This window comes from Ornatilinea apprima, from assembly GCF_001306115.1.
GTDB lineage: Bacteria > Chloroflexota > Anaerolineae > Anaerolineales > Anaerolineaceae > Ornatilinea > Ornatilinea apprima.
In genome coordinates, this window is the sequence record NZ_LGCL01000015.1 from 205552 (window position 1) to 227734 (window position 22183).

The following is a 22183-nucleotide window of genomic DNA, read 5'->3' on the forward strand; positions in this document are numbered from 1 at the left end:
AATCCAACCCGCCAGGCAAGTCAACCCAATGGAGCAGGTTGGATTTGAGAATCCCTCATCAGGTTAACTCTTTTTTCTGGTTACTTCCAATTCTTCGTGATTGTGATTATAATATCGCTATTCGATATCGGTTTACGATATCAGGAGGATTCAAAAATGCTGCGCGATTTTTTTCTTGGCATCATCAAAATCCACATTCTCTATCACGCGGTTAAGAACCCCGTTTACGGAGCGGAATTAACCGAAGAACTTGGCCGCCACGGCTATCAAATCAGCCCAGGTACCTTGTACCCCATTTTGCACGGCCTCGAAAAAGAGGGCCTGCTCACCAGCCATAAAACCGTTGTTGAAGGCAAGCAGCGCCGTTATTATGCGGCCACGCCTAAAGGCATAGAGGCGCTGCAAGAAGCCCGCGTGCGCGTGCGCGAACTGGTGCGCGAAGTCATTCTCGAAGAAATTTAACCCTCCAAAGGACACATCATGACAAATAAAACGGTGAAAACAACCCTCAAAAACCTGCCCCGCAACGTCTGGGCGGTCAGTGTTACCAGTTTTCTCATGGACATCTCCAGCGAGATGGTCATCAATGTTCTGCCGCTCTTCCTCTCTAACGTGCTGGGCGTCAAAACCAACCTGATCGGCCTCATCGAAGGCGTGGCCGAGGCCACCGCCAGCCTTCTGAAAATGTTCTCCGGTTGGCTTTCCGACAAGCTCGGCAACCGCAAATGGCTGGCTGTGCTCGGTTACGTATTCTCTGCTCTGGCCAAGCCTTTCTTTTATTTCTCCAGCACCTGGGGACACATCGCTGCCATCCGCTGGACTGACCGGGTGGGCAAAGGCATCCGCACCGCCCCCCGCGATGCCCTTGTCGCCGACTCAATCCGCGAAGAGCAGCGCGGCATGGCTTTTGGTTTCCACCGCGCCGCCGACACAGCCGGGGCCGTGCTCGGATTGCTCATCGCCCTGCTCATCGTCTGGCTGGGACAAAAATCTTCACTCACCCTCACCGCCAGCACCTTTCAGACCATCGTGCTCGCCAGTCTGCTGCCCGCCTTCCTTGCCGTGCTGGCGCTGGCCTTTGGCGCGAAAGAACCTTTTGTGAAAAAGAAAAGTGAGCTGCCGCGCTTCGCCTTCAAATCGCTTGGCAAGCCCTTTATGATCTTCATGCTGATCATGATGGTTTTCGACATCGGCAACTCGTCCGACGCCTTCCTGGTTCTGCGCGCCCAGGAGCGCGGCCTTTCCGTCACCGGCATTCTCGGCATGCTGGTGACCTTCAACCTCGTCTACACCCTCGTCTCCGCCCCTGCCGGATCCCTTTCTGACCGCATTGGCCGCCGCACGATTATCATTGGCGGCTGGGTCATGTACGCTCTCATCTATCTCGGCTTTGCCCTCGCTCAAAGCGCGGCGCACGTCTGGATACTCTACACCTTCTACGGATTCTATTATGGCCTGTCGTACGGCACCGCCAAAGCCTTCGTCGCCGACCTGGTGCCCCTGCACCTGCGCGGAACTGCTTACGGCACCTACAACGGCCTGCTGGGGCTGCTGGACTTTCCCGCCTCGCTGATCGCCGGCATTCTCTGGCAGGGGGTAGGCAGCTGGAACGGCTTCGGCGCGCCGGCCCCCTTCTACTTCGGCGCGGCTGCCGCTTTGCTGGCCGCCTTGCTCATGCTGCTCTGGATGCCAAAAACAGCAGTCCAATCGCAGTCCTGATGTTTTTCCTTACCATCAAACACAAAATCGCGCCCGCGGGCGCGATTTTGTGTTTAAGGCGGGAATGGATGGGAGTCGAACCCACCGCGGCTCGCAACGCGACCCGACACCGATTTTGAAGACCGGGAGGCCCACCGGGACCTATCCACTCCCAGAATGAATCATTCGCTAAACGTTCAACTGCTTTTCCAATTCAGCCAGCGCCTGTTTGGTCTGAGCGTACTTCTGCTCCAGCTCAGGCAGCAGACCTTTCGCGCCTTCCACATCGCCGCCTTTCCCACACTTTTCCAGGCGCAGTCCTACCTCGCCAATCACTTCCAGTCCCATATTCAGGCTGGAGCCTTTCAGGCTGTGTGCCAGACTGCCAATCTGCGCCGCGTTCCCGGCAGCGGCTGCCGCGGCAATTTCACTCACCAACCGATCTGATTCTGCCACATACGTCTGAATTAAGTCTAGCACCAGATCATCGCCCAGGTCCCGCAGCGTGGCCACCGTGTCCAGATTCAGAATTTGAGCCATTTCACCTTCTCCTGTGCATTTTCCCTTATTGTAGCTTAAAGCCGCGGTTCAAGGGCAAGAATGGCCCTTTGAATATCCTCCAGGCTGATCGGCTTGCTGATATATCCGTCCATTCCAGCTTGCAGGCACCGCTCGCGGTCTTCGCTCATTGCGTTGGCTGTCATGGCGATAATTTTCGGCTGGGGCTGAATGTTTGCGTCCCGCCGGATGCGCCTCGTAGCCTCAAACCCGTCCATCACGGGCATCTGCACATCCATCAACAACAGATCGAAAGGTTCCTGCAATACCCGCTCCAACGCCTCCTGGCCGTTCTCGGCCACCTGCGCCTGATAGCCCATTTTGTCCAAAATTCTCAGCGCCAGCTTGCGGTTCACCGGGTGGTCTTCCACCACCAGAATCTTCAGCGGCCGCTGCTCGTACAAATCTGCTATCAGAACGTGCCCGGGCGGGGCTGCTTCAGCCGGCTGGGCTTGATTCTGCAACACGCTCAGCAAGCGCTGGTACAAGAAGCGTGTCTTAACCGGCTTGGTTAAGCAAAGGGCGTCATCAATGCCCTCCGGGCAGCGTCCGTAATATTGGGGCTTGTCCAATTGGCCAATCAACAGCATGGCCTGCTCGCGGTGGCTTTGTTTAATTTGATAGGCGGCTTCCATGCTGCTGGGCAAATCGATCAGCAGCACATCATATTTACGCTCGTCGTATTGCTTCAACGCGTCCCCCGCGCTCAAAACATAGCCTGCTTCGATGCCCCAATAGGCCAGCCGCTGGCACAGAACCCGCGCCGCCTGCTCATTACCCTCAACAACCAGCGCGCTTTTTCCCTTCAGCGCCGCCGGTTGGGGCAGAATATGCTCCGGGGCCGGCAGGTCTACCGCCTGGGCCGAAACGGTGAAGAAGAATGAGGTTCCTTTTCCCTCTTCGCTCTCCACCCAGATCTCACCCCCCATCAGCATTACCAACTGCCGCGAGATCGCCAGCCCCAACCCTGTGCCCCCATACTTGCGCGTGGATGAAGCGTCAATTTGCACAAAGGGTTTGAACAGACTTGAATGGCGCGTTTTCGAGATGCCAATGCCACTGTCGCGCACTTCCACCAGTAGTTTCTGGTTGTCGGGCTCCCAGCGTTTGACCAGCACCAGCACTTCTCCGCGCTCGGTAAACTTCACACCGTTGCTCACCAGGTTAATCAGCACTTGCCGCAGCCGCTGTGGATCGTTGGAGATGAATACCGGCACGTCATTTTCAATTTCATACAGCAGCTCCAACCCCTTCTCCGCTGCGGCCGAAGAAACCGTGTCAAAGGCCTCTTCAATCACCGCCCCCACCTCCACCGGCTGCCAGTTCAAAATCAGATTGCCCGACTCAATCTTCGAGAAATCCAGAATATCGTTAATCACCGTCAGCAGGCTCTGGCCGCTGGTACGGATCGTATCCACATATTCGCGCTGCTCGCTGCTCAGGTTCGTCTCCAACAGCAGATCGGCCATGCCGATGACGCCATTCATTGGCGTGCGAATTTCGTGGCTCATGTTCGCCAGAAAGCGCGCCTTGGCCAGCGAGGCGGCTTCAGCGGCTTGTTTGGCCTCAATCAGGTTGCGCTCCATATTTTTTCGCTCGGTGATGTCGATCATCGAGACCAGCACTTTGTCCCAGGTTTCTTCTGCCCCGGGCAAAATGATCAAGTAGAGAAACGCATAAACCGTTTCGCCGTCCAACCGGCGCTGCACGATCTCTTCGCGAAAAAACCGCTCGCCCTTGAACATCGCCACCAGCTCATCTTGAAACGTGATCAGCGATTCTGGTGTGAAAATCTGGTTCAGCCCATCCAGAAAATCGAAGCCCTCCGGGATGCCGTACATCTTGTGGGTTGCCCGATTAACCCGCAGAATCCGCACCCGCTCGCTGCATTCCACCAACACTTCGGGGTGCTCATAAAAATAATGTGCCAGATCGCTGACCCCCTGCGCCCGCAGGTAATCGAAAAAGCGTTTAACCTCAGAATAGTCCTCTTCCCACAAAGAAATCGGTGAATCTTCAAACAGGCTGCGGTAGTTCGCCTCGGATTGCTCCATTGCCTGCTGAGCTTGAATGATATCGCTGACATCATGATAGATGACCAGGTATTCAGGGGATCCATCTTCTTTCGCCACTGAAATCACCGAGCCGACCAGATCAATCAGGCTGCCGTCTTTCTTCATCCGCCGGATGGTCGTCATGGGTTGCTTTACGGCGGCAAACCGGTCCCCCTGATCGGCAACCGGTTTCATCGGTTCCTGGCCGCCAAGAAAAATATCCCACGGTTGGCCAATGAGTTCATTTCGGAGGTAGCCAAACATCCGTTCAACAGCCGGGTTGCAATCGCGAATAATGCTGTCGCTGACTTTGATGATCGCGTCTTGGCTGTTAGCCAGCAGCGAATCAACATAGCGCGCATGCCGTTCAGCGATCCCGCTGGTCTTCTTCACCATCTCTTCCAATTCCCATCGGGCCTGCAGCAATTCGCGGTTGGAGACTTCCAGTTTCTCTTTCGTCTCGGCGGCTTCCACCAACCTTTCATTGACCGCCTTCCCCATAAAGATGACCAGCCCCAAAAATGAGTATTCGATCAAAAACAAAAAGGAGTAAGCGCGGAAATTTACCAGGGCGTCGTTAAACGCCGCGATGTATAAGATCGCCAGCGAGAGAAAAAGCGGCATAGATTTTCTTGTTCCATGCAGCCTGGCGTAATCAATCACCATTTTCAGGCAGTACAATCCCCCCAGCAAAGCAGCCGCCATGAGCAGGTTGGTCAGCGCGCCCGCCTCCGCTTCATGATAGGTGATCACCAGCCAGTCCCCCAGCGCAATGCGGATTGGTTCCGCGCCGCTGGCGGACCAGACCAGGTCGTTAAACAAGAACAACTGCGGCGCCGCCAGCAGAACCAACACCAGCCCAATCCAATGAATCGTCCATAGACGGCCCATCCCGGTGTAGGCCTGGGTAAACCGCAAAAACGCGATGACCGTCAGCGCCAGCAGCACCAATTGAGCGCGCTGCCATGCTTCTGCCTGTTCCGCGCTGCCCACTGAATAGAGAATCGCGCACACCAGCGAATAGAGTGCGATGCAGGAGGAGGTTAATCCAAAAAACAAATACGTCCGCTCGCGCTTCAAGCGCAGGGAGAGCGAAAGATAATAGGCCGCCGCGTAAGTCGCCACGCCTGTCATAAAAAGCACCGGGATGGATACCATCTGCATCATCGAAATCTGACCTCGCTGCCCTAAACCAGTAATAAGGCATCGACCATCAATCAAAATTGAATTAATTTCATTATAGCAAAACACTGGTTGTCCCTCGAAGCCAATGGCTTGCAAATCGCTATCAATTGTCTTCAGCGCCAGCACGCGAGAAAAAACTGGTTGACCCGCCGCCCCTGATCTGGTAAACTCAAATCGTCAAACGACATCAACCTGACCAGAGAGGAGGCGATCCGATGAGACAAGTGCATACCATCTCTACCATCCTGTATCGAATCGCGCCTCAAGGGGTTCGCGGAGCCTGACCTTTCGGCTCTGCCGGCATGTACATCTCACAGGGCGCGCGTGCGCCCTGCTTTTTTTGCAGGCGCGGTACTCAGCCTGCGTTTCTTTTTAAGTGCAACAACAAGCGGATATGAAAATCAAAAACAACCAATCTCTGAATGAATGGATCAATGACGAAGATTGGGAAGAAGAACTCTTCCCGCTCCGCAAACAACCGGCCGCCAAAAACCGTCTCACCGCCCGGCCGCAGCAGACGCAAACCCCGCCCGCCGGCGCCGCCGAAGATCACGAAGACCATTTCGACTTCAGTTACCACGCCTCGCGCCACGAGCGCCAGTGGATTGAAGACTCTCTCGGCCGTTTTTACCAGCAGCATTGGATTGACGATGTTTCTCGCCTGCTGAAAGGCGGCAAAGAAGCCTCCGTATACCTGTGCCAGGGCAACCCAACCGCACCCGCCGAACAAATGGCCGCCAAAGTGTACCGCCCGCGCAAATTTCGCAACCTGAAAAATGATTGGGTCTACCGCGAAAACCGCGCCAATCGCGACTCCAGCGGCAACATCATCACCGACGACGGCCTGCTGCACGCCATGCGCAAAAAAACCAGCCTCGGCATGCAGCTTTTGCATGGCGCCTGGATCGAGCACGAATACCAGACCCTCCTGCGCCTGCAGAACGCCGGTGTCAACGCCCCGGCCGTCTACGCCCGCGGCGACAATGCCATCCTCATGGAATACTTCGGCGACGGCGTGCTCCCCGCCCCCACCCTCAACGAGATCGACCTCGACCCCGCCGAAACCCGCCGCGTCTTCGAGCGTGTGTTTCAGAATATCGAGCGCATGCTGGAGCTTAACATCATCCACGGCGACCTTTCGGCCTATAACATACTCTACTGGGACGGCGACATCCGCCTGATTGATTTCCCTCAGGCCATCTCCCCCCACGAAAATCACAACGCCTGGCCGATCTTCTCCCGCGACGTTGCCCGCGTGTGTGAATACTTCAGCGAACAGGGTCTCAGCGGTCTCAACCCCGCCCAGCTTGCCCGCGACCTCTGGCGCAGCCGCCGGCTTTCCACCGTCCCCGCCCTCGATCCGCAGTACCTGGACGCCGACAACCCCGAAGACCGCGCCCGCTGGCAGTCTGCCCGCGATGAGGATTAAGCGCAAGCGGAATTCTTACCCAAAAATGCTATTGCCCGTCAGAGCAGTCGGGTTGAGGAAATCCAACTTCCTCAACCCGACTTCGTCTTTTCACCCCTTACCACGCCGCGCGGCGATCATTTCTGCCAGAATGGCCACCGCGATCTCCCCTGGCGTCGCCGCGCCAATATCCATTCCAATCGGCCCGTGAATGCGCCGCAGATTCTCCTCCGTTACACCCATCTGCCGCAGCTCCTCGCGCCTTCGCTCCTGGGTCTTCTTCGACCCCAACGCTCCCACATAGCGCGCAGGGCTGTTCAGCGCCGCCTTCAAAGCCGGGATATCCAGCTTATCATCGTGGCTCACCACCGCGATGAAGGTGTTCTCATGCAGTTTCATCCCTTCCAGCACCTCCGCAGGCCAGCCAATCTGCACTTCATCCGCGTGCGGAAAGCGCTCGCGGTTGGCAAATGCCTTGCGCGCGTCTACCACCACCGTGTGAAAGCCCAATTTTGCAGCGAAATCTACCAGCGGAATCGCCAGGTGCACCCCGCCCACTACCACCAATACCGGACGCGGCGCGTGAACCTCTACCCACACGTCCTGCGCGCCGCTTGCCAATGCCACCTCCAGGCGCGCGGTCTGCTGCGCGCGCAGCCGCTCCAGCGCCAGCCGCTCAACCGTCTCATTTTCCTCACCAAATGGCAGCATCCCCAGGCGACTGCCGTCCATCCGCAGCAGGCAGTCCCGCCCGGCCAGCGGCCCCGCCAGCGCCGTCACCCGCGCGACGGTCTCATCCTTCTCCACGGCCTCCATCAAAGCCTTCACCCCCACACGGTGCTCGTCTGGCTCCCAGTCCAGCGATTCCAGGAAGACATGGATGATCCCGCCGCAAGTCAGCCCCACGCTAAAAGCCAGATCATCCGAAATACCATACTCCAACAGGCGCGGCTGCCCCCCTTTGAGGACGCTCCGCGCTTCCTCAATCACCGCTCCTTCCACGCAGCCGGCGCTCACCGAACCGGCAAACTCCCCGCGCTCGTTAACCACCATCTTTGATCCCAACCCGCGCGGCGCGGAGCCATATACCTTAACCACTGTCGCCAGCGCCATCCGCAGGCCCTGTTCGTGCCACCCTCTGATCGCATCGATTACATCGCGCATGATTTAACCTCACTAGCAATATAAAAATCTAATTGCCTTTTGCTGATTATTATACAACCAGTCAGATAGCGTCTTTTCTCTACTGCGTCCATCCTTCCATTGAGAATATATACAAACTTTGTATAATGTTTGCCAGTCTTTTCGCTTCAGATTCACCCTTGAATAGGATATATTTAGATAGAAATAATGCAATTCATTCTTGGAGGAAAAGTCATGGGTCTGTATCTGGCAATCAAAGAAATCTGGCGCAATCGCACGCGCTTTCTGCTCTTCAGCCTGGTGATCGCGCTGATCACCACCCTGGTACTCTTTATCGCCGCCCTGGCCGTCGGTCTGGCTAACGCAAACAAAGAATACCTCGATAAACTCAACACCGACCTGCTGGCCTTTCAGGATAATGTTGAACTTCAAATTACCACCAGCCAGATCGGCTGGTCAAAACTCAACGACATCCGCCGCGTGGACGGCGTTGTGGATATTGGGGCGATTGGTTACAGCCGCGCCACCCTCGTTTTTGAAGATGGGCGCGAACCGGTGGACGTGTCTCTGATCGGCGTCGAAGCCGGTCGCCCTGGCTCTCCATCTGTGATCGACGGGCGCGCCTTGCGCACCACGCGCGGCAACGAAGTCGTCATCGATGAAAACGCCGTCCGTCAGGCTGGCCTGGCCATCGGTGATCAAATCGTGATCAAAGTCATTCAGGGCACCAAAGAAGAATTTTACGCGCTGCGTGTGGTTGGCACTGCCGAAGCCCAGCAGTATCTTTACGCCCCCAGCGTCTTCCTGCCCTTCCAGACCTGGGAGCGCGTGCGCCCGCAGGCCGCGCGCGGCGGCACACCCGGCCGCGAACAGGCCGCCAACATGGTTGCCATCCGCGTGCAGAACGGCCTCAACCTTCAATCCGCCGCCTCGCGCATCCAATCACAGGTGTCTGGCTTGCAGGTTGTCGACAAAGAAACCGCCATCCAGGCCATTCCCGGCTACAGCGTGCAGCAGTCCACCCTCAACACCCAGCGCTCCTTTACCTTGCTGATTGGCCTGCTAGTCATCGGCGGATTTTTCCAGATCCAAACCCTGCAAAAGGTTCCGCAGATCGGCGTGCTCAAAGCCATCGGCGCCGACAATAAGGTCATCGCCGTGTCCGTCGTCTCGCAGATTTCCATCGTTACCCTCATCGGCGTCGCCATTGGCGCGCTGGTAACCTTCCTCTTTTCCATCTTCTTGCCTTCCGCGGTGCCGATCATCTTTGAACCGCGTGCCATCATCTTTCAAATCCTGGGCCTGCTGGCCATCGGACCCCTCGGTGGTCTGGTGGCGGTGCGCCTGGCCACCCGCATCGAGCCGCTCACCGCACTCGGCGTATCATCCTAAAAACACACCATTGGAGAAACGTATGACCACCCTCAGTGAATCCAAGTCCATTTCCCGGCCCTTCCCGCTCGGAGAGTTCTCTTTGTCCGGTTCCTCAATTGCCGCGGCATCCAAAAAATTCGTCATCGAGACCCAAGACGTTGCCAAGTTGTACAAATCGGGCGAAACCACGGTTCGAGCCGTGGATGGCGTATCCATGCGTATTCAACCCGGTGAATTTATCGGTCTGGTCGGCCCCAGTGGATCTGGCAAGACCACCATGCTGGCCATGCTGGCTGCTCTGCTCACCCCCTCCGAAGGTGAAGTGTGGATCGACGGCACGGCGATCAGCCAGCTTCCTGAAGCGGAGCGCGTGCGCTTCCGCCGCGAGCGCATCGGTTTCACCTTTCAATCCAACAACCTGGTGCCGTACCTGACCGTCCTCGAAAACGTTCAATTGATGCTCCAGCTTAAAAATGGCCGCCTGAGCTCCATCGACAAAGAACGCGCCCGCTACTTGCTCGTCCGCCTGGGGCTGGAAAACCGCCTTAACAGCCTGCCGCAGCAGCTCTCCGGCGGACAGCGCCAGCGCGTGGCGATTGCCCGCTCGCTTGTCCACGGCCCCTCGGTCGTACTGGCCGACGAGCCCACCGCCAGTCTCGACACGGAGCGCGCCTACCAGGTCGTTGAAATCTTCGCCAACCTCATTCACGAAGAAAACAAAGCCGGCATCATGGTTACTCACGACCTGCGCATGTGCCAGTATGTTGACCGCGTCATTCAAATGGTCGATGGCAAAGTGGACACCGAACTGAACCAGCGCGAAGAGATTCTGGAGTTTATTTCCTGCGCCTGATTTCACAACTTTTCTCCAAAATTCCCGTATATATGGGTGGCATGCATACCGCGATAATGGTATGATGAATCTGTGCATCTATTCATTTGACTTTGAAACAGGAGCAGTTCCATGAGTCCTAAGGGCGCGAAATTATTCTCTCTGTCAATCGTTTTGCTGGCATCATTGGCGCTCGCCGCTTGCGGCGGCGCGCCTGCCGCGCAGGCAACCCCCACCTCCGACGTTTTGCCCCCCGTTACCGCAGAAACCTTTTCCATTCTGGCCGAAGGCCAGGTCGTTCCCGCTCAAAGTGCCACGCTCAGCTTTCAAACCGCCGGCGTGGTGGAAACCATCCTGGTTGAAGAAGGCCAGAGCGTTAAAGCTGGCGATCCGATTGCCCGCCTGACGGGCAGTGAAAGACTCCGCTCGCAGCTCACCGCCGCTAAACTGGAACTGATCCAGGCCGAACAGGCGCTCGACACCCTGAACAAGACCGCCGCCCTGGCGAGAGCCCAGGCCGAACTCACCCTGGCCAGAGCGCAAATTGAACTGCAAGATGCCAAAGAAGACCGCGAAAAATTAAAATATCGCCGCGCTTCTGATAATACTCTCGATCAGATCCGCGCCGATTTTATCCTGGCCGAAGATTTCCTTGACCAGGTTGAAGAAAAATTTGAAGGCGTAGCCGACCGCGCCGAAGACGACCCCATCCGCGCCGCCGCCCTCAGCCAATTGGCTTCCGCCCGCAAAGCCCGCGACCGCGCTCTCTACAACCTCAATTATGCCCTTGGCCTGCCCGACCCTGAAGACGTTGCTGAAGCGGAAGCCCGCCTGCAGGTTGCCCAGCAGAGCGTGGATGACGCCCAGCGCACCCTCGACAAGTTTGTGGGCGACGGCCCCAACACCGATGATCTCGCCCTCGCTGAAGCCCGCGTAGCCAACGCCAAAGCCGCCGTCGCCGCCGCGGAAGCCGCCCTTGCCGACCTCGAGCTGACCGCCCCCTTCGATGGCACCATGGTCGCCAATAACCTTAAAGAAGGCGAATATGTTACCCCCGGTGTGGCCGCCGCTCAGTTGGGCAATCTCTCTGAATGGAAGGTGGAAACCACCGACCTGACCGAGCTTAACGTTGTGGATATTAAAACCGGCGCGCCCGTGCGTGTTACCTTTGACGCCATCACCGACCTGGAACTAACCGGTACCGTTGAGCGCATCAAACCCCTCGGCGAAAACCGCCAGGGAGACATCACTTACACCATTCTGATCAAGTTAGATGATCAGGACCCCCGGCTCAAATGGAACATGACCGCCTTCGTCACCTTTGAGCAGTAAATTCCCGGCAGAAAACAAACCCCGAGGCGCTCATCGCAACGCCTCGGTTTTTTTTAACCCTACCGCTTACCGGTGAATGGAATACCCATTGGGGTATTCCGCGCTGATCTGGTAATCCGCAATACGCTCGCAGATTTTCAAATAATCAATTCCATCTTTCGCGGCCGTGTCCGAATCCGGTACCATCGGCGAGCTTTCAATGGTGCAGTACCTGGTATAACCGCTCTTTTTGATCGCGCGGATCACTGCCTTAAAGTCCACCGTGCCATAGCCCGGCGTCAGCGAATTGGAATCACGGAAATGCATGTGCCACAGCAGCGGCTGCGCGTCCATCACCGCCTCATACGGATTCAACTCCTCAAAATTGGCATGGAACCAGTCCAATTGAATGCCCAGATTATCGCGCTGCACCAGTTCGATGATCCGCTTGTGATTGAGCGCCGTGTTGACAAACTTGCCCATCTCCAGGTGATTGGTCGCCTCAAACACCAGGCGAATGCCGCGCTCTTTGGCATAATCGCACATCTGGCGCAGCGCGTCCACCGCAACCGCCACGCATTCAGCTACATTGTCCGCATCAACCGGCGCGTGAATGGCTGTCGCCACGGTTACAAACGGTGCGCCTACCTCAGCCGCGAAATCAACCGAGGTTTTCGTTTCGGCTACTGCCAGCGCCGCAGTTTTTGGCTCGGTCATCGTCTTGTACACCGGCGAATAGGGGTCCCACATTTCTCCCCAGCACTCATTAATACAAGACACCTCCAGTCCATACTCCGCCCTCAGCTCATTGTGGCGGCGCGCATAGTCTTCCATCTTCACCCCTAACCCGTAGCGGCCCTTGGGCGGTGTGATCTCAATCGCGTCATAGCCGCAGCGCTTCAACCGCTGATAGGTCTTCTCCGGGTGCAGGTAGGCCTCCTCCTGCCCAAAGGTGAGTTGAAAATAGCTGAACTTTAATTTTTGCATACCAATCATCCCTTCCCTTGCCAAAATTTTCGGGGCCAGGCCCTTGTTGTACCGCGCTTACCTTAACCATTATAAGAAAAAGACCGCTGTTTATCCCCTGTTCATTTGATCATCGCGCCTTTATTTTCGTTACAATAAAACAAAAAGAAAGTGCAAAACGAAAATGAAGCGAATCATTCTTTTTTCCTCCATTTTTCTCCTGCTCATCTCCGCCTGCACACCCACCCCGCCCACCGAACCCCCCACCGGCACGCAACCTCCGATTGAAGCCCTCAACCCCGATGCCCCACAGATCGCCACGCTGCCGTCCGGCACTCTTGAGGGCTTCCCTACCCCTCCGTCCGTCTCCGAGCCGCCTGCTGATCAGATCATCATCGCCGAAGAAGCCCGCGCTCTTTACCGCACCGAACAGGGCAGCTTGCTGGTTGAATTTCTCGACGACGACCTACTCCACTTTGAATACAGCGGACCCGCTGTCCGCCCCGACGTGGAAGAGAACATTTTCACCAGCCCCATGGTCGCCAAAACCGACTACGCCGGCCCCGCAGTGTTTGAAACCAGCCCCGAAGGCATTTTGCGCACCAGAAGTCTGGAGGTTCAGGTGGATGCCAGCCTGTGCCTGCGCGCCACCGACATCACCCGCCAGCCGCCCCTCACTCTCACCCGTTTATGCCCCAACAAAATTGAGCGCAACCGCAAGAGTTTCTTCTTCACTCCCGAATCCTTTACCCACATCTATGGACTCGGCCAGCAGTTCACCACCCCCAACCAGCCCGACGGCGACTGGGCTGGCAAAGTGCGCTTCCCCGGTGACGATTACGGTAATGCCATGGTTGGCTGGAACGGCGGGGCGGCCGGCAACACCCAATTCTCGGTGGCCTACTTCACCGGCGCCAGCACCGAAAACTACGCCCTCTTTCTGGATAACGCCTCCGCCCAACAGTGGGATTTCCGCGACCCGCAAGCCTGGAAGATCAGCGCCGTGGGTCCCGGCATCCGTTTTTATCTCATGGCCGGCGCCGACCTGCCCGACCTGCGCGCCGACTACCTGGAGATCACTGGCCGTCCGCCTGTGCCGCCCAAGAAGATGTTCGGCCTGTGGGTTTCTGAATACGGCTTCGACAATTGGGGCGAGTTGGACGAAAAACTCTCCAGCCTGCGCGCCAACCGCTTCCCCGTGGACGGCTTTGTACTCGACCTGCAGTGGTTCGGCGGCATCCAGTCCGACTCCGATAATACCCGCATGGGCAGCCTCACCTGGGACCTGTCCAACTTTCCCAGCCCGGCCGCGAAAATAGATACCCTGCGGGATCAGGGCGTTGGCATCATGACCATTGAAGAATCCTACATCGGCAAAAACCTGCCCGAACATCGCGACCTCGAAAGCCGCGGCTACCTGGTTGAGCGCTGCGAAGGCTGTGAGGCCGTTTACCTCACTGAAAATCCCTGGTGGGGCAAAGGCGGTATGCTCGACTGGTCCGACACGCAGGGCGCGGCCTACTGGCACGACCTGAAGCGCGAGCCACTCATCGAGGCCGGTGTCATCGGCCATTGGACCGACCTGGGCGAGCCTGAACTGTACTCGCTCACCTCCTGGTACACCGGCATTCCCGAACCCTACGCCGAAAGCCACATCCACCCCGACACGCACAACCTCTACAACTTCCTGTGGAGCCAGAGCATCTACGATGGTTATTTGCGCAACCAGCGCGACCAGCGCCCCTTCATCCTCTCGCGCTCCGGCGCGCCGGGCAGCCAGCGCCTGGGAGTGGCCATGTGGTCCGGCGATGTAGGCTCGAACCTCACCACCCTCGCCACGCAAATGAACAACCAGATGCACATGTCGTACGCCGGCATGGACTATTATGGCAGTGATGTTGGCGGCTTCCACCGCGGCGCGCTGGACGGCAACCTCGACCGCATGTACACCCGCTGGTTCGGCAACGCCGCCCTGCTGGAGATTCCCCTGCGCCCCCACACTGAGAACCTGTGCAACTGTAAAGAAACCGCCCCCGACCGTATCGGCAGCCAGGAAAGCAACCTCTTCAACCTGCGTCTGCGCTATTCCCTTGTGCCTTACCTCTACTCGCTGGCCCACCGCGCCTATCGTTACGGTGAGCCTGTCTACCCGCCGCTGGCTTTCTACTACCAGTCCGATCCCCAAACCCATGCCATCGGCCAGACCAAGCTCATCGGCCGCAACCTGCTGGTTTACACCGTCCCCGACTACGCCACCTACCCCCGCCAGGTCTACTTGCCCGCCGGCCAGTGGATCAACTTCTACACCGACGAATGGCACGCCAGCCAGGGCGGCTACCTGGAAGCCATGCAGGTCGAGGAAGAAGACCTCTTCCGCCTGCCGCTCTTTGCCCGCGCCGGCGCCATCATTCCCCAAATGTGGGTCGACGAACAAACCATGAATGTTTTTGGCCAGCGCCTCGACGGCTCCACCCGCGACGAGCTGATCCTGCGCGTCTACGCCCACCCTTCCAAATCAGAGTTTACTCTCTTTGAAGACGACGGCGTAACCACCGCCTACCAGCGCGGCGAAGTCCGCTCCACGCGTGTTACCCAGCAGCTCTTCAGCGGACAGGCCGTGGTGCGTGTCGAACCCGCCCAGGGCAGCTACGCCGGCGCGCCCGCCGAACGCCCGCTGGTGGTGCGCCTTTCCACCGCCATGCCGCTGGGCATCACCCAGGTGCTGGTCAATGGCGAAGAACTGCCGCGCTTTGCCAGCCAGGCCGAACTGGACCAGGCCGAGAGCGGCTGGCTGCTGCTTGCCGAGAATGTGGTCTTCGCCAAATCCGCGCGCGACAGCGTAGATCAGGCCAGGGAATTCGTGTTCCGGTACCAATGACCTGGATATTCCTGCCCGCGCGCCGACATAGCCTCAGGCTGAACGGTTTCTTCCCTGAAATCCGGCATATTCCTTGCACCTTCTTGTCTATTGACCCCGACTTAACCCTTCAGGAGAATCTCCATGAAACGCAAACTCATTCTCATCTTCCTCCTTCTAGCCGCCACCTTAGCATTGGCTGGCTGTAAGAAAAAAGCCGAAGAAGCGCCGGTCTATCCCCAATGGGAGTATACAAGCCTTACTGTTCGCTGCGTCTTTGACGGCGGCTCGAACAATATGGTCTGCCGCAATTTTGCCGAAGGCAGCACCGACGGCATCAATACCATCCTGCGCAACCATGGCCAGCAAGGCTGGGAACTGGTGGACGTTGCCGTAACCGGTGAGGGTGACGGCCAGTACCAGACCTTCATCTTCAAACGTTACCTCGGCCTGCCCGACGAAAAGAAGAAATAAGCCCGCTTCCGCAAAACAGAATCAAAAAACAGGCAAGTCGTCTCTTTCTCAGAAAGAGCGATTTGCCTGTTCTGGTTGCTCAAACCAAAATCAGAACGGCTGGAAGATGAATGGCAAAATGGAATTGGCCGTTTCGACTACCCAACTTTGCGCCGCCAGCGCCAGGCTGCCGCTCAGCAGACCCAACACAATCCCGGCCGCCACATCCGACAGGTAGTGCACCCCCATCACCACCCGCGCTGCGCACACCAGCGGGGCCCAAATCACCACCACCCACGCGAACCAGGCCGGACCCAGCCCTACGGCCAGCACCGCCAGCAGCGCCGCCCTGGCCGCGTGCCCCGAAGGGAAGGAATGCGGGTCGGTGTTGCGGTAGATCGCGCCCCATTCGCCATCGGGCCGCCTGCGCCGCACCGTGAACTTGATCCACAGCACAAACACGGCCTCCACCGTCAGTGCAAAAGCCAGGTAAGCCGCCCGAAAATGCCAGTCTGGGTTGCCCAGCCCCCACACCACCAGCAGACCAATCAACCAGAACCACGAATCTCCCGAATGCGCCAAAAAAGAGAACACGCGCTTCACCAGCGGTGTTTTCCTGGAAAGGCGGGCTTTGCCTGACCAGTCGGCGTCCCATTGAATAATTTGTTTCAGTACCGGGTGCATGGCAGTCCGTTTGCTGTGAGGATACGATGGTTGATTTTACCGTCAGGGGGGGCGGAAGTCAACCGGTTAGAATTTGGTTTGATTCTCTTTAACTTTCGTCCATAAAAGTTATAAGTTGAATCGATATGGTTAAAATTGTTGACAATTCGTTAATGATTGTTATAATAAAAAACGTAAATGAATTTGGAGTGAGCAGCCCGAATATCCGTTTCGATATTCAAATCTTAACCGGAGTCTACGACCAACCGCGGAAAGGCACAGTCAGGGTTCATCGATGCTGTTGAACAACACTCTCAAACCAGCACCCCTCCAAGGCATGGATGGCTTCCCCCAGAACCAGGAAGCCCGCAGCCTGCTGGCCATCTCCCGCGACGAAGAGATCTTCATCCAGCTCATCCGCCGCTTTGACGGATCTTCCAAAGAAGAGCTGGTTGATTATACCGGCTATTCCCGCTCCAAAGTCAACCGCGTCATCCAATCCCTGCTCGACAAAAGAATCATTGTCGAAACCGGAAAAAGCAAAAACACCGGCGGCCGCCGCGCGGTCATTTTCAGCCTCAACGGCCAGTTGGGGCTGGTCGCTGGCGTGTATGTAGGCGCGACCAGCATCGACCTGGTCCTTACCGATCTCTCCGGCAGGTGGCTCGCCCGTTCCTCGGAAGTGGCCTTTGTCAAAGACGGCCCCTATAAAACCCTTGACCGCATCAGTGAGATCATCGGCCAAATGGTGTCCAGCAATGGCTACACCAATGAGGACGTGATCGGCATGGGCATTGGCGTCCCTGGCCCGGTTGATTTTTCCCTCGGTTCGCTGATCTCCCCCACCATCATGCCTGGCTGGGATAAATTCCCCGTCGTGCCGTACATTCACCAGGCCTTCCCCAAGGCCTATGTGGTGGTCGACAACGACGTTAACATGATGGCCGTGGGCGAATTGATTAAAGGCGTGGGCAAAGGCGTAAAAAACCTGATCTTTGCCAAAATCGGCACAGGCATTGGCGCGGGCATCATTTGCGAAGGCAAAATCTATCGCGGCACCTACGGCTGCGCCGGCGATATTGCCCACATCTGCGTGGACAAGAACGGCCCCATCTGCGTGTGCGGCAACACCGGTTGTCTTGAAGCCCTGGCCGGCGGCCCCGCGATTGCCAACCAGGGCGTTAAAGCCATTCAAGAGGGCCGCCAGACCGTTCTATCGGAATATTACAAACGCAACAACGGCAGTCTCACCAGTATCGACATCGGCAACGCGGCCCGCGAAGGCGACGCAGTGGCCATTGAAATCATCCGCAACAGCGGGCGCATTATTGGCGAAGTGATCGCCGGGCTGGTGAACTTCTTTAACCCCGGCATGATCATCATTGGCGGCGGCGTGAGCAAATTGGGAAACCTGTTTCTCTCCTCCATCCGTCAATCCATCCTCAAGCGATCCCTGCCCCTCGCCACCCGAGACTTATCGATCCTCTTTTCCGACCTGGGCGACGATGCGGGCGTCATTGGCGCCGTCAGCATGGCGATGGACATGATGTTCGCCGCCTACGCCGACGCGCCCCTGGTATAGCAGGGTCTGCAGTAAACAACAAAAGGCTTATTCCTTGCGCTTCACCGGGGAAAGCCAGCATTTGAACAACTGAATATATGCGCGGCCAGACTGAACTGCTGGTTGATTTTTGGTGATGATTTTGTCATAATAGTCATGTAAACGTTTAACCTAAAAGGTTTACATCAATTGCGACCAACAAAGTCATCAGAGAAAGCAGGCGTATGCCCAAACGAGTTACCATCGCTGAGGTCGCCAAAGAAGCCGGGGTATCCATTGCTACCGTTTCCCGCGTCCTCAACCAGCGCAGCGGCAAGATCAAAATCAGTCAGGAAACGGATCTCGCCGTCCGGCTGGCAGCCAGCCGTCTGGGGTACCAGGCTGACCCCTTCGCGGTAGCGCTTCGCTCGCGCCGCTCCGGGTTGTTTGGGGCCATTATTCGCGACATCCGCGACCCCTTCCTGGTCAAGCTGTACACCCACATGCAGAAACACGCCCGCTCCAACGGCATCGAACTGCTTCTGGGCCACGCAGATTACAATCTTGCCGTCGCTGGCCGTCAGGCCAACATTATGGGCAGCCTGTGGTTCGACGCCCTCATCCTGTTGGGAGACATCCCCGGCGACCGAAGCATGATCCAGCACCTTAAAATCTATCATAAGCCCTGTGTGGCCGTCGCCTGCGGACAGATGGAGGGCATTCCCTCCATCAATATCGATGAGAAAGCCGGCACCTACCTTGCTCTTGACCATCTGTATTCGCTGGGTCATCGCCGCATTGCCTGCGTGGGAGACCCCAATGCCATTGGCATTCAAGAGCGCCTGGTTCACTTCAAAGAATACGCCAGCGCTCACCAGCTCACGGTGGAAGAGGGTTATTTTCAGGTATGTGCCAACCAGCGCCTCGAGGCAGCCAGCTGCGCCGAACGGTTGATGCGGCTCCCCAACCCGCCCACCGCCATTTTTTGCGGTTCTGACGTGATGGCGCTGGGGGTATTGAACCAGCTGCACCGAATCGGTGCAAAATCCGTTTCGGTCATCGGCTTCGACGACATCGATGAATCCGCGCAGGTCTTCCCGGCGCTCACCACCATACGCCAGCCGGTTCAGGTGTTTGCTGAAAAAGCGATCCTCCTGGCCCTGGAGATGATGGACGAACCGGAAGGCAAAACCAGCGCTCCGCAAATTCTCATTCAACCCGAGCTGGTCGTCCGCGAATCGTGCTTCCCAGTGGCTTAGTTCTGCGTAGTAAACCTTTTTGGACTTATTTGGACGAGGAATCAGACAACATGGAAACCCTTGCATATATCGATACCTATTTTGGCGACTTGAAGAAAGTCATTGACGCTCTGCCGCACCAAACCATCGCCGCCGTCTATGAAAAGATTGACGAATGCCAGCGCGCCGGGAAAACCCTGTTTGTGTTCGGCAACGGCGGCAGCGCCGCCACCGCCAGCCACATGGTCTGCGACATGGGCAAAAATACCCGCGGAACCGCCAAACCACGCCTCAAGATCATTGGCCTCAACGACAACATGCCCACCTTCTCCGCCTACGCCAACGACGAGGGCTACGACCGCGTGTTTGCCGAGCAGATCCTCTCGCTGGGCAACCCCGGCGACATGGTGCTGGCGATCAGCGGCAGCGGAAATTCGCCCAACGTTCTCGAAGGCATCAAAGCCGCCAAAGAAAAAGGTCTCTTTACCATTGGCTGGTCCGGTTTTGACGGCGGCAAATTAAAAGACATGGTAGACCTGGCCTTGGTTGTGCCGGTGCACGACATGGAACAGGTCGAAGATGTGCACATGATCCTTGACCATTTGACGACTGGCCTGCTTCGCGGGCGGCGCTACAACGCCTGAACCTTAACAATGTAGAGACACTGCATGCACACACCACACGGCAAAGTACTTGCTTTTGACTTTGGAGGAACCAAGCTGGCCGCCGCCATAATTGACAAGGCCAGCGGAGAGGTTCTGCACTACGCCAAACGCCAAACGCCCAAAAACCTTGGCTCGCAAGGCTCGCTGGATATCATCTGCGCCCTCGGCGATGAGTTCCTCCAAAAAAATGGCGCGGAAGAAATTCAAGCCATTGGCATTTCCTTTGGCGGCCCCATCTCCCGCGATGGCCAGTGGATCATCACGTCGCAGCATGTCAAAGGGTGGGACTACTTCCCCCTGCCGCAAGTGCTCTCCGAGCACTTTGGCCTGCCGGTGTTCATGGAAAATGACGCCAACGCCGCCGCTCTGGGCGAGTGGTTTTACGGCGCCGGTGAAAAATGCGAGAACCTGTTTTACTTCCAGGTCAGCACCGGCATTGGCGCGGGCATAATCCTCAACGGAAAGCTGTACCGCGGCATGGGCATGGCCGGCGAATTTGGACACCTCACCGTTGAAGAAGACGGTATGCAGTGCGCGTGCGGCAAGCTGGGCTGTCTGGAAAGCTACAGCGCCGGTTGGAGCATTGCCAGCCACGCCAAAGCCCTTTACAACCAGCTTCCATCCGGTTCCGCTCTGCGCCAGCTCACCCAGAACCAGGCCGAGATGGTTACCACCGAGCTGGTCTTCGAGGCCTACCGCCAGGGGGATGCGCAGATGCAGACCCTCGTCCGCTCCGCCATGCACAGCCTGGCGCGCGCCCTGGCCGATGTGGTCTGCATATTAGATCCAGACCGTGTGGTGATTGGCGGCGGGATCAGTAAATCGAAAGATATTATGCAGGCAGAGATGATGCCCGGCCTGGAAAAATTGATCCCCGGGTTCCTGCGCGGACATTTTGATCTGCGCTTCTCTGTTCTGGATGGGAAAGAAACTCTCTACGGCGCGGCCTTGCTTTCAGAAGGCGGGTTTCGCTAGAGACGGTTGCTAAGAAAGAAAATTTACCGGTGCGTTCATCACCATCAGAACGCGCCCGCAGCGTATCAGTTCAGAGGAAGAAAAGAGAGACAAAATGATAAAAAAGAATTTCAAAGTTGGTGTTGTCGGTCTGGGCTTTATTGGGCCCGCTCATATTGAGGGAGTACGCCGGTTGGGTGACGTGGTCGTCGGGATTGTGGGCAAAGACCTGCAAGAAGCGCAAACCGCCGCCGAAGCTCTGCATGTGGAAAAGGCCTACGCTACCTTTGACGAGATGATCGCTGACCCAGAAATTGAAATTGTTCATGTCTGCTCTCCCAATTACCTGCACTACAGCCACACCGTGAAAGCACTGGAAGCCGGCAAGCATGTGATCTGTGAGAAGCCGCTCACCGTCACCGCCGAAGAATCGAAAGCGCTGGTGGAACTGGCCAAAACCAAGCAGCTGGCTTGCTCGGTCAATTACAACCTGCGCTACTACCCGGTCAACCACGAGGCGCGCGAGATCGTTCAAAAAGGCGAGCTGGGCAAAATTCACAACATTCACGGCGCTTACCTGCAAGACTGGCTGCTCTACCCCACCGATTGGAACTGGCGGCTGCTCCCCAAAGAAGGCGGCGCGCTGTGCAGCGTTGCCGACATCGGCTCGCATTGGATTGACATGGTTATGTTCGTTACCGGCCTGCGCGTTAGCGAAGTGATGGCCGACCTGGGCACCAGCATCCCTGTACGCAAGCGCCCCCTGGGTGAAGTGGAAACCTTCGCTGGCAAGATGACCAAAAAAGAAATGGCCTACGAAGAAGTTCACGTTACCGGCGACGATTTTGCCAACATCCTTTTCCGTTTCGACAACGGCGCCAAAGGCAGTCTGGCGGTTTCTCAGGTCAGCGCCGGGCGCAAGAACAGCCTCAGCTACGAGATTGACGGCTCCGCCTCGGCCCTCGCCTGGAATTCCGAATCGCCCGACGCCCTCTGGCGCGGCTACCGCGGGCGCTACAACGAAGTCCTCATCAAAGACCCGTCTTTGATGAATCCCGCGGCCCAGTCGGTTGCCTCTTACCCCGGCGGGCACACCGAAGGCTTCCCCGACACCTTCAAGCAGCTCGCCAAAAAGGTCAACCAGTACATTCTCAAGGGAGATTTTTCGGCCAAACCCGACTTCCCCACCTTTGAAGACGGTCACCGCGCCCTTGTGATTGAAGAAGCCATCCTCGAAAGTTCCCAAACCGGCAAGTGGGTCAAGATTTCTGAGTAAGCGCAGCG

Annotated in this window: 18 protein-coding genes and 1 tRNA gene; 13 read left to right on the forward strand and 6 right to left on the reverse strand. The window is 57.1% G+C overall.

What is annotated here, in order from left to right; genetic code table 11:
- Positions 1 to 156 precede the first annotated feature (156 nt).
- Together ADN00_RS04180 and ADN00_RS04185 are read left to right on the forward strand one after the other, a co-directional pair.
- Positions 157 to 462, forward strand: coding sequence for a PadR family transcriptional regulator (locus ADN00_RS04180; protein ID WP_075061696.1), 306 nt, complete (start codon positions 157 to 159; stop codon positions 460 to 462).
- 18 nt (positions 463 to 480) lie between these two features.
- Positions 481 to 1719 (forward strand): MFS transporter, encoded by a 1239-nt coding sequence (locus ADN00_RS04185; RefSeq protein WP_075061697.1) that lies wholly within the window; start codon positions 481 to 483, stop codon positions 1717 to 1719.
- Between the two features lie 59 nt (positions 1720 to 1778).
- Here the strand turns inward: ADN00_RS04185 and ADN00_RS19690 are convergent.
- The 3 genes from ADN00_RS19690 to ADN00_RS04195 all read right to left on the reverse strand — a co-directional run bounded on the left by ADN00_RS19690 (position 1779) and on the right by ADN00_RS04195 (position 5477).
- Positions 1779 to 1872, reverse strand: a tRNA-Sec gene (locus ADN00_RS19690).
- Between the two features lie 15 nt (positions 1873 to 1887).
- The gene (locus tag ADN00_RS04190) at positions 1888 to 2238 is read right to left on the reverse strand and encodes an Hpt domain-containing protein (RefSeq protein ID WP_075061698.1); all 351 of its coding nucleotides are present in this window, start codon (positions 2236 to 2238) and stop codon (positions 1888 to 1890) included.
- Between the two features lie 35 nt (positions 2239 to 2273).
- Positions 2274 to 5477: a response regulator gene (locus ADN00_RS04195; RefSeq protein WP_152966253.1), complete on the reverse strand. Its 3204-nt coding sequence runs from the start codon at positions 5475 to 5477 to the stop codon at positions 2274 to 2276.
- Between the two features lie 412 nt (positions 5478 to 5889).
- Here ADN00_RS04195 and ADN00_RS04200 point away from each other — a divergent pair, with 412 nt between their 5' ends.
- A complete protein-coding gene (locus ADN00_RS04200; RefSeq protein WP_075061700.1) occupies positions 5890 to 6924 on the forward strand; it encodes an RIO1 family regulatory kinase/ATPase domain-containing protein in 1035 nt (344 codons plus the stop codon).
- 90 nt (positions 6925 to 7014) lie between these two features.
- Here ADN00_RS04200 and ADN00_RS04205 read toward each other — a convergent pair whose 3' ends face one another.
- A complete protein-coding gene (locus tag ADN00_RS04205) occupies positions 7015 to 8067 on the reverse strand; it encodes an XdhC family protein (RefSeq protein ID WP_075061701.1) in 1053 nt (350 codons plus the stop codon).
- A gap of 213 nt (positions 8068 to 8280) precedes the next feature.
- On the opposite strand from ADN00_RS04205, the gene ADN00_RS04210 reads away from it, so the two are divergent.
- From ADN00_RS04210 to ADN00_RS04220, 3 genes are all read left to right on the forward strand, one after another.
- Positions 8281 to 9438, forward strand: coding sequence for an ABC transporter permease (locus ADN00_RS04210; RefSeq protein ID WP_075061702.1), 1158 nt, complete (start codon positions 8281 to 8283; stop codon positions 9436 to 9438).
- A 22-nt stretch (positions 9439 to 9460) separates the two neighbouring features.
- On the forward strand, positions 9461 to 10273 hold the full coding sequence (locus ADN00_RS04215; RefSeq protein WP_082389877.1) for an ABC transporter ATP-binding protein: 813 nt from the start codon (positions 9461 to 9463) through the stop codon (positions 10271 to 10273).
- A gap of 111 nt (positions 10274 to 10384) precedes the next feature.
- Positions 10385 to 11584: an HlyD family secretion protein gene (locus tag ADN00_RS04220; RefSeq protein ID WP_075061703.1), complete on the forward strand. Its 1200-nt coding sequence runs from the start codon at positions 10385 to 10387 to the stop codon at positions 11582 to 11584.
- Positions 11585 to 11650: 66 nt separating this feature from the next.
- Here the strand turns inward: ADN00_RS04220 and ADN00_RS04225 are convergent, their stop codons facing one another.
- Positions 11651 to 12550: a sugar phosphate isomerase/epimerase family protein gene (locus ADN00_RS04225; RefSeq protein WP_160317460.1), complete on the reverse strand. Its 900-nt coding sequence runs from the start codon at positions 12548 to 12550 to the stop codon at positions 11651 to 11653.
- A gap of 163 nt (positions 12551 to 12713) precedes the next feature.
- Here ADN00_RS04225 and ADN00_RS04230 point away from each other — a divergent pair, with 163 nt between their 5' ends.
- Complete coding sequence (locus ADN00_RS04230) at positions 12714 to 15407, forward strand: glycoside hydrolase family 31 protein (RefSeq protein ID WP_075061705.1); 2694 nt, start codon at positions 12714 to 12716, stop codon at positions 15405 to 15407.
- Positions 15408 to 15530: 123 nt separating this feature from the next.
- Entirely contained in the window at positions 15531 to 15860 is a 330-nt protein-coding gene (locus ADN00_RS04235; RefSeq protein WP_075061706.1) for a DUF4177 domain-containing protein, read from the forward strand.
- A gap of 90 nt (positions 15861 to 15950) precedes the next feature.
- Here ADN00_RS04235 and ADN00_RS04240 read toward each other — a convergent pair whose 3' ends face one another.
- On the reverse strand, positions 15951 to 16523 hold the full coding sequence (locus tag ADN00_RS04240) for a phosphatase PAP2 family protein (RefSeq protein WP_075061707.1): 573 nt from the start codon (positions 16521 to 16523) through the stop codon (positions 15951 to 15953).
- A gap of 274 nt (positions 16524 to 16797) precedes the next feature.
- Between ADN00_RS04240 and ADN00_RS04245 the strand changes: the two genes are divergently transcribed.
- The 5 genes from ADN00_RS04245 (at position 16798) to ADN00_RS04265 (ending at position 22175) form a co-directional block, all read left to right on the forward strand.
- Entirely contained in the window at positions 16798 to 18084 is a 1287-nt protein-coding gene (locus ADN00_RS04245) for an ROK family transcriptional regulator (protein WP_082389878.1), read from the forward strand.
- A 203-nt stretch (positions 18085 to 18287) separates the two neighbouring features.
- The gene (locus ADN00_RS04250; RefSeq protein WP_075061708.1) at positions 18288 to 19301 is read left to right on the forward strand and encodes a LacI family DNA-binding transcriptional regulator; all 1014 of its coding nucleotides are present in this window, start codon (positions 18288 to 18290) and stop codon (positions 19299 to 19301) included.
- A 50-nt stretch (positions 19302 to 19351) separates the two neighbouring features.
- Positions 19352 to 19924: a D-sedoheptulose-7-phosphate isomerase gene (locus tag ADN00_RS04255; RefSeq protein WP_075061709.1), complete on the forward strand. Its 573-nt coding sequence runs from the start codon at positions 19352 to 19354 to the stop codon at positions 19922 to 19924.
- A gap of 24 nt (positions 19925 to 19948) precedes the next feature.
- The gene (locus ADN00_RS04260; protein WP_075061710.1) at positions 19949 to 20920 is read left to right on the forward strand and encodes an ROK family protein; all 972 of its coding nucleotides are present in this window, start codon (positions 19949 to 19951) and stop codon (positions 20918 to 20920) included.
- Positions 20921 to 21014: 94 nt separating this feature from the next.
- The gene (locus ADN00_RS04265) at positions 21015 to 22175 is read left to right on the forward strand and encodes a Gfo/Idh/MocA family protein (protein WP_201781138.1); all 1161 of its coding nucleotides are present in this window, start codon (positions 21015 to 21017) and stop codon (positions 22173 to 22175) included.
- Positions 22176 to 22183 lie beyond the last annotated feature (8 nt).

Excerpts from the sequence above, each read along its gene's own strand:
- ADN00_RS04180 (WP_075061696.1), top strand. The coding sequence starts at position 157 with ATGCTGCGCGATTTTTTTCTTGGCATCATCAAAATCCACATTCTCTAT.
- ADN00_RS04185 (WP_075061697.1), top strand. The coding sequence starts at position 481 with ATGACAAATAAAACGGTGAAAACAACCCTCAAAAACCTGCCCCGCAAC.
- ADN00_RS04190 (WP_075061698.1), bottom strand. The coding sequence starts at position 2,238 with ATGGCTCAAATTCTGAATCTGGACACGGTGGCCACGCTGCGGGACCTG.
- ADN00_RS04195 (WP_152966253.1), bottom strand. The coding sequence starts at position 5,477 with ATGATGCAGATGGTATCCATCCCGGTGCTTTTTATGACAGGCGTGGCG.
- ADN00_RS04200 (WP_075061700.1), top strand. The coding sequence starts at position 5,890 with ATGAAAATCAAAAACAACCAATCTCTGAATGAATGGATCAATGACGAA.
- ADN00_RS04205 (WP_075061701.1), bottom strand. The coding sequence starts at position 8,067 with ATGCGCGATGTAATCGATGCGATCAGAGGGTGGCACGAACAGGGCCTG.
- ADN00_RS04210 (WP_075061702.1), top strand. The coding sequence starts at position 8,281 with ATGGGTCTGTATCTGGCAATCAAAGAAATCTGGCGCAATCGCACGCGC.
- ADN00_RS04215 (WP_082389877.1), top strand. The coding sequence starts at position 9,461 with ATGACCACCCTCAGTGAATCCAAGTCCATTTCCCGGCCCTTCCCGCTC.
- ADN00_RS04220 (WP_075061703.1), top strand. The coding sequence starts at position 10,385 with ATGAGTCCTAAGGGCGCGAAATTATTCTCTCTGTCAATCGTTTTGCTG.
- ADN00_RS04225 (WP_160317460.1), bottom strand. The coding sequence starts at position 12,550 with ATGCAAAAATTAAAGTTCAGCTATTTTCAACTCACCTTTGGGCAGGAG.
- ADN00_RS04230 (WP_075061705.1), top strand. The coding sequence starts at position 12,714 with ATGAAGCGAATCATTCTTTTTTCCTCCATTTTTCTCCTGCTCATCTCC.
- ADN00_RS04235 (WP_075061706.1), top strand. The coding sequence starts at position 15,531 with ATGAAACGCAAACTCATTCTCATCTTCCTCCTTCTAGCCGCCACCTTA.
- ADN00_RS04240 (WP_075061707.1), bottom strand. The coding sequence starts at position 16,523 with ATGCACCCGGTACTGAAACAAATTATTCAATGGGACGCCGACTGGTCA.
- ADN00_RS04245 (WP_082389878.1), top strand. The coding sequence starts at position 16,798 with ATGCTGTTGAACAACACTCTCAAACCAGCACCCCTCCAAGGCATGGAT.
- ADN00_RS04250 (WP_075061708.1), top strand. The coding sequence starts at position 18,288 with ATGCCCAAACGAGTTACCATCGCTGAGGTCGCCAAAGAAGCCGGGGTA.
- ADN00_RS04255 (WP_075061709.1), top strand. The coding sequence starts at position 19,352 with ATGGAAACCCTTGCATATATCGATACCTATTTTGGCGACTTGAAGAAA.
- ADN00_RS04260 (WP_075061710.1), top strand. The coding sequence starts at position 19,949 with ATGCACACACCACACGGCAAAGTACTTGCTTTTGACTTTGGAGGAACC.
- ADN00_RS04265 (WP_201781138.1), top strand. The coding sequence starts at position 21,015 with ATGATAAAAAAGAATTTCAAAGTTGGTGTTGTCGGTCTGGGCTTTATT.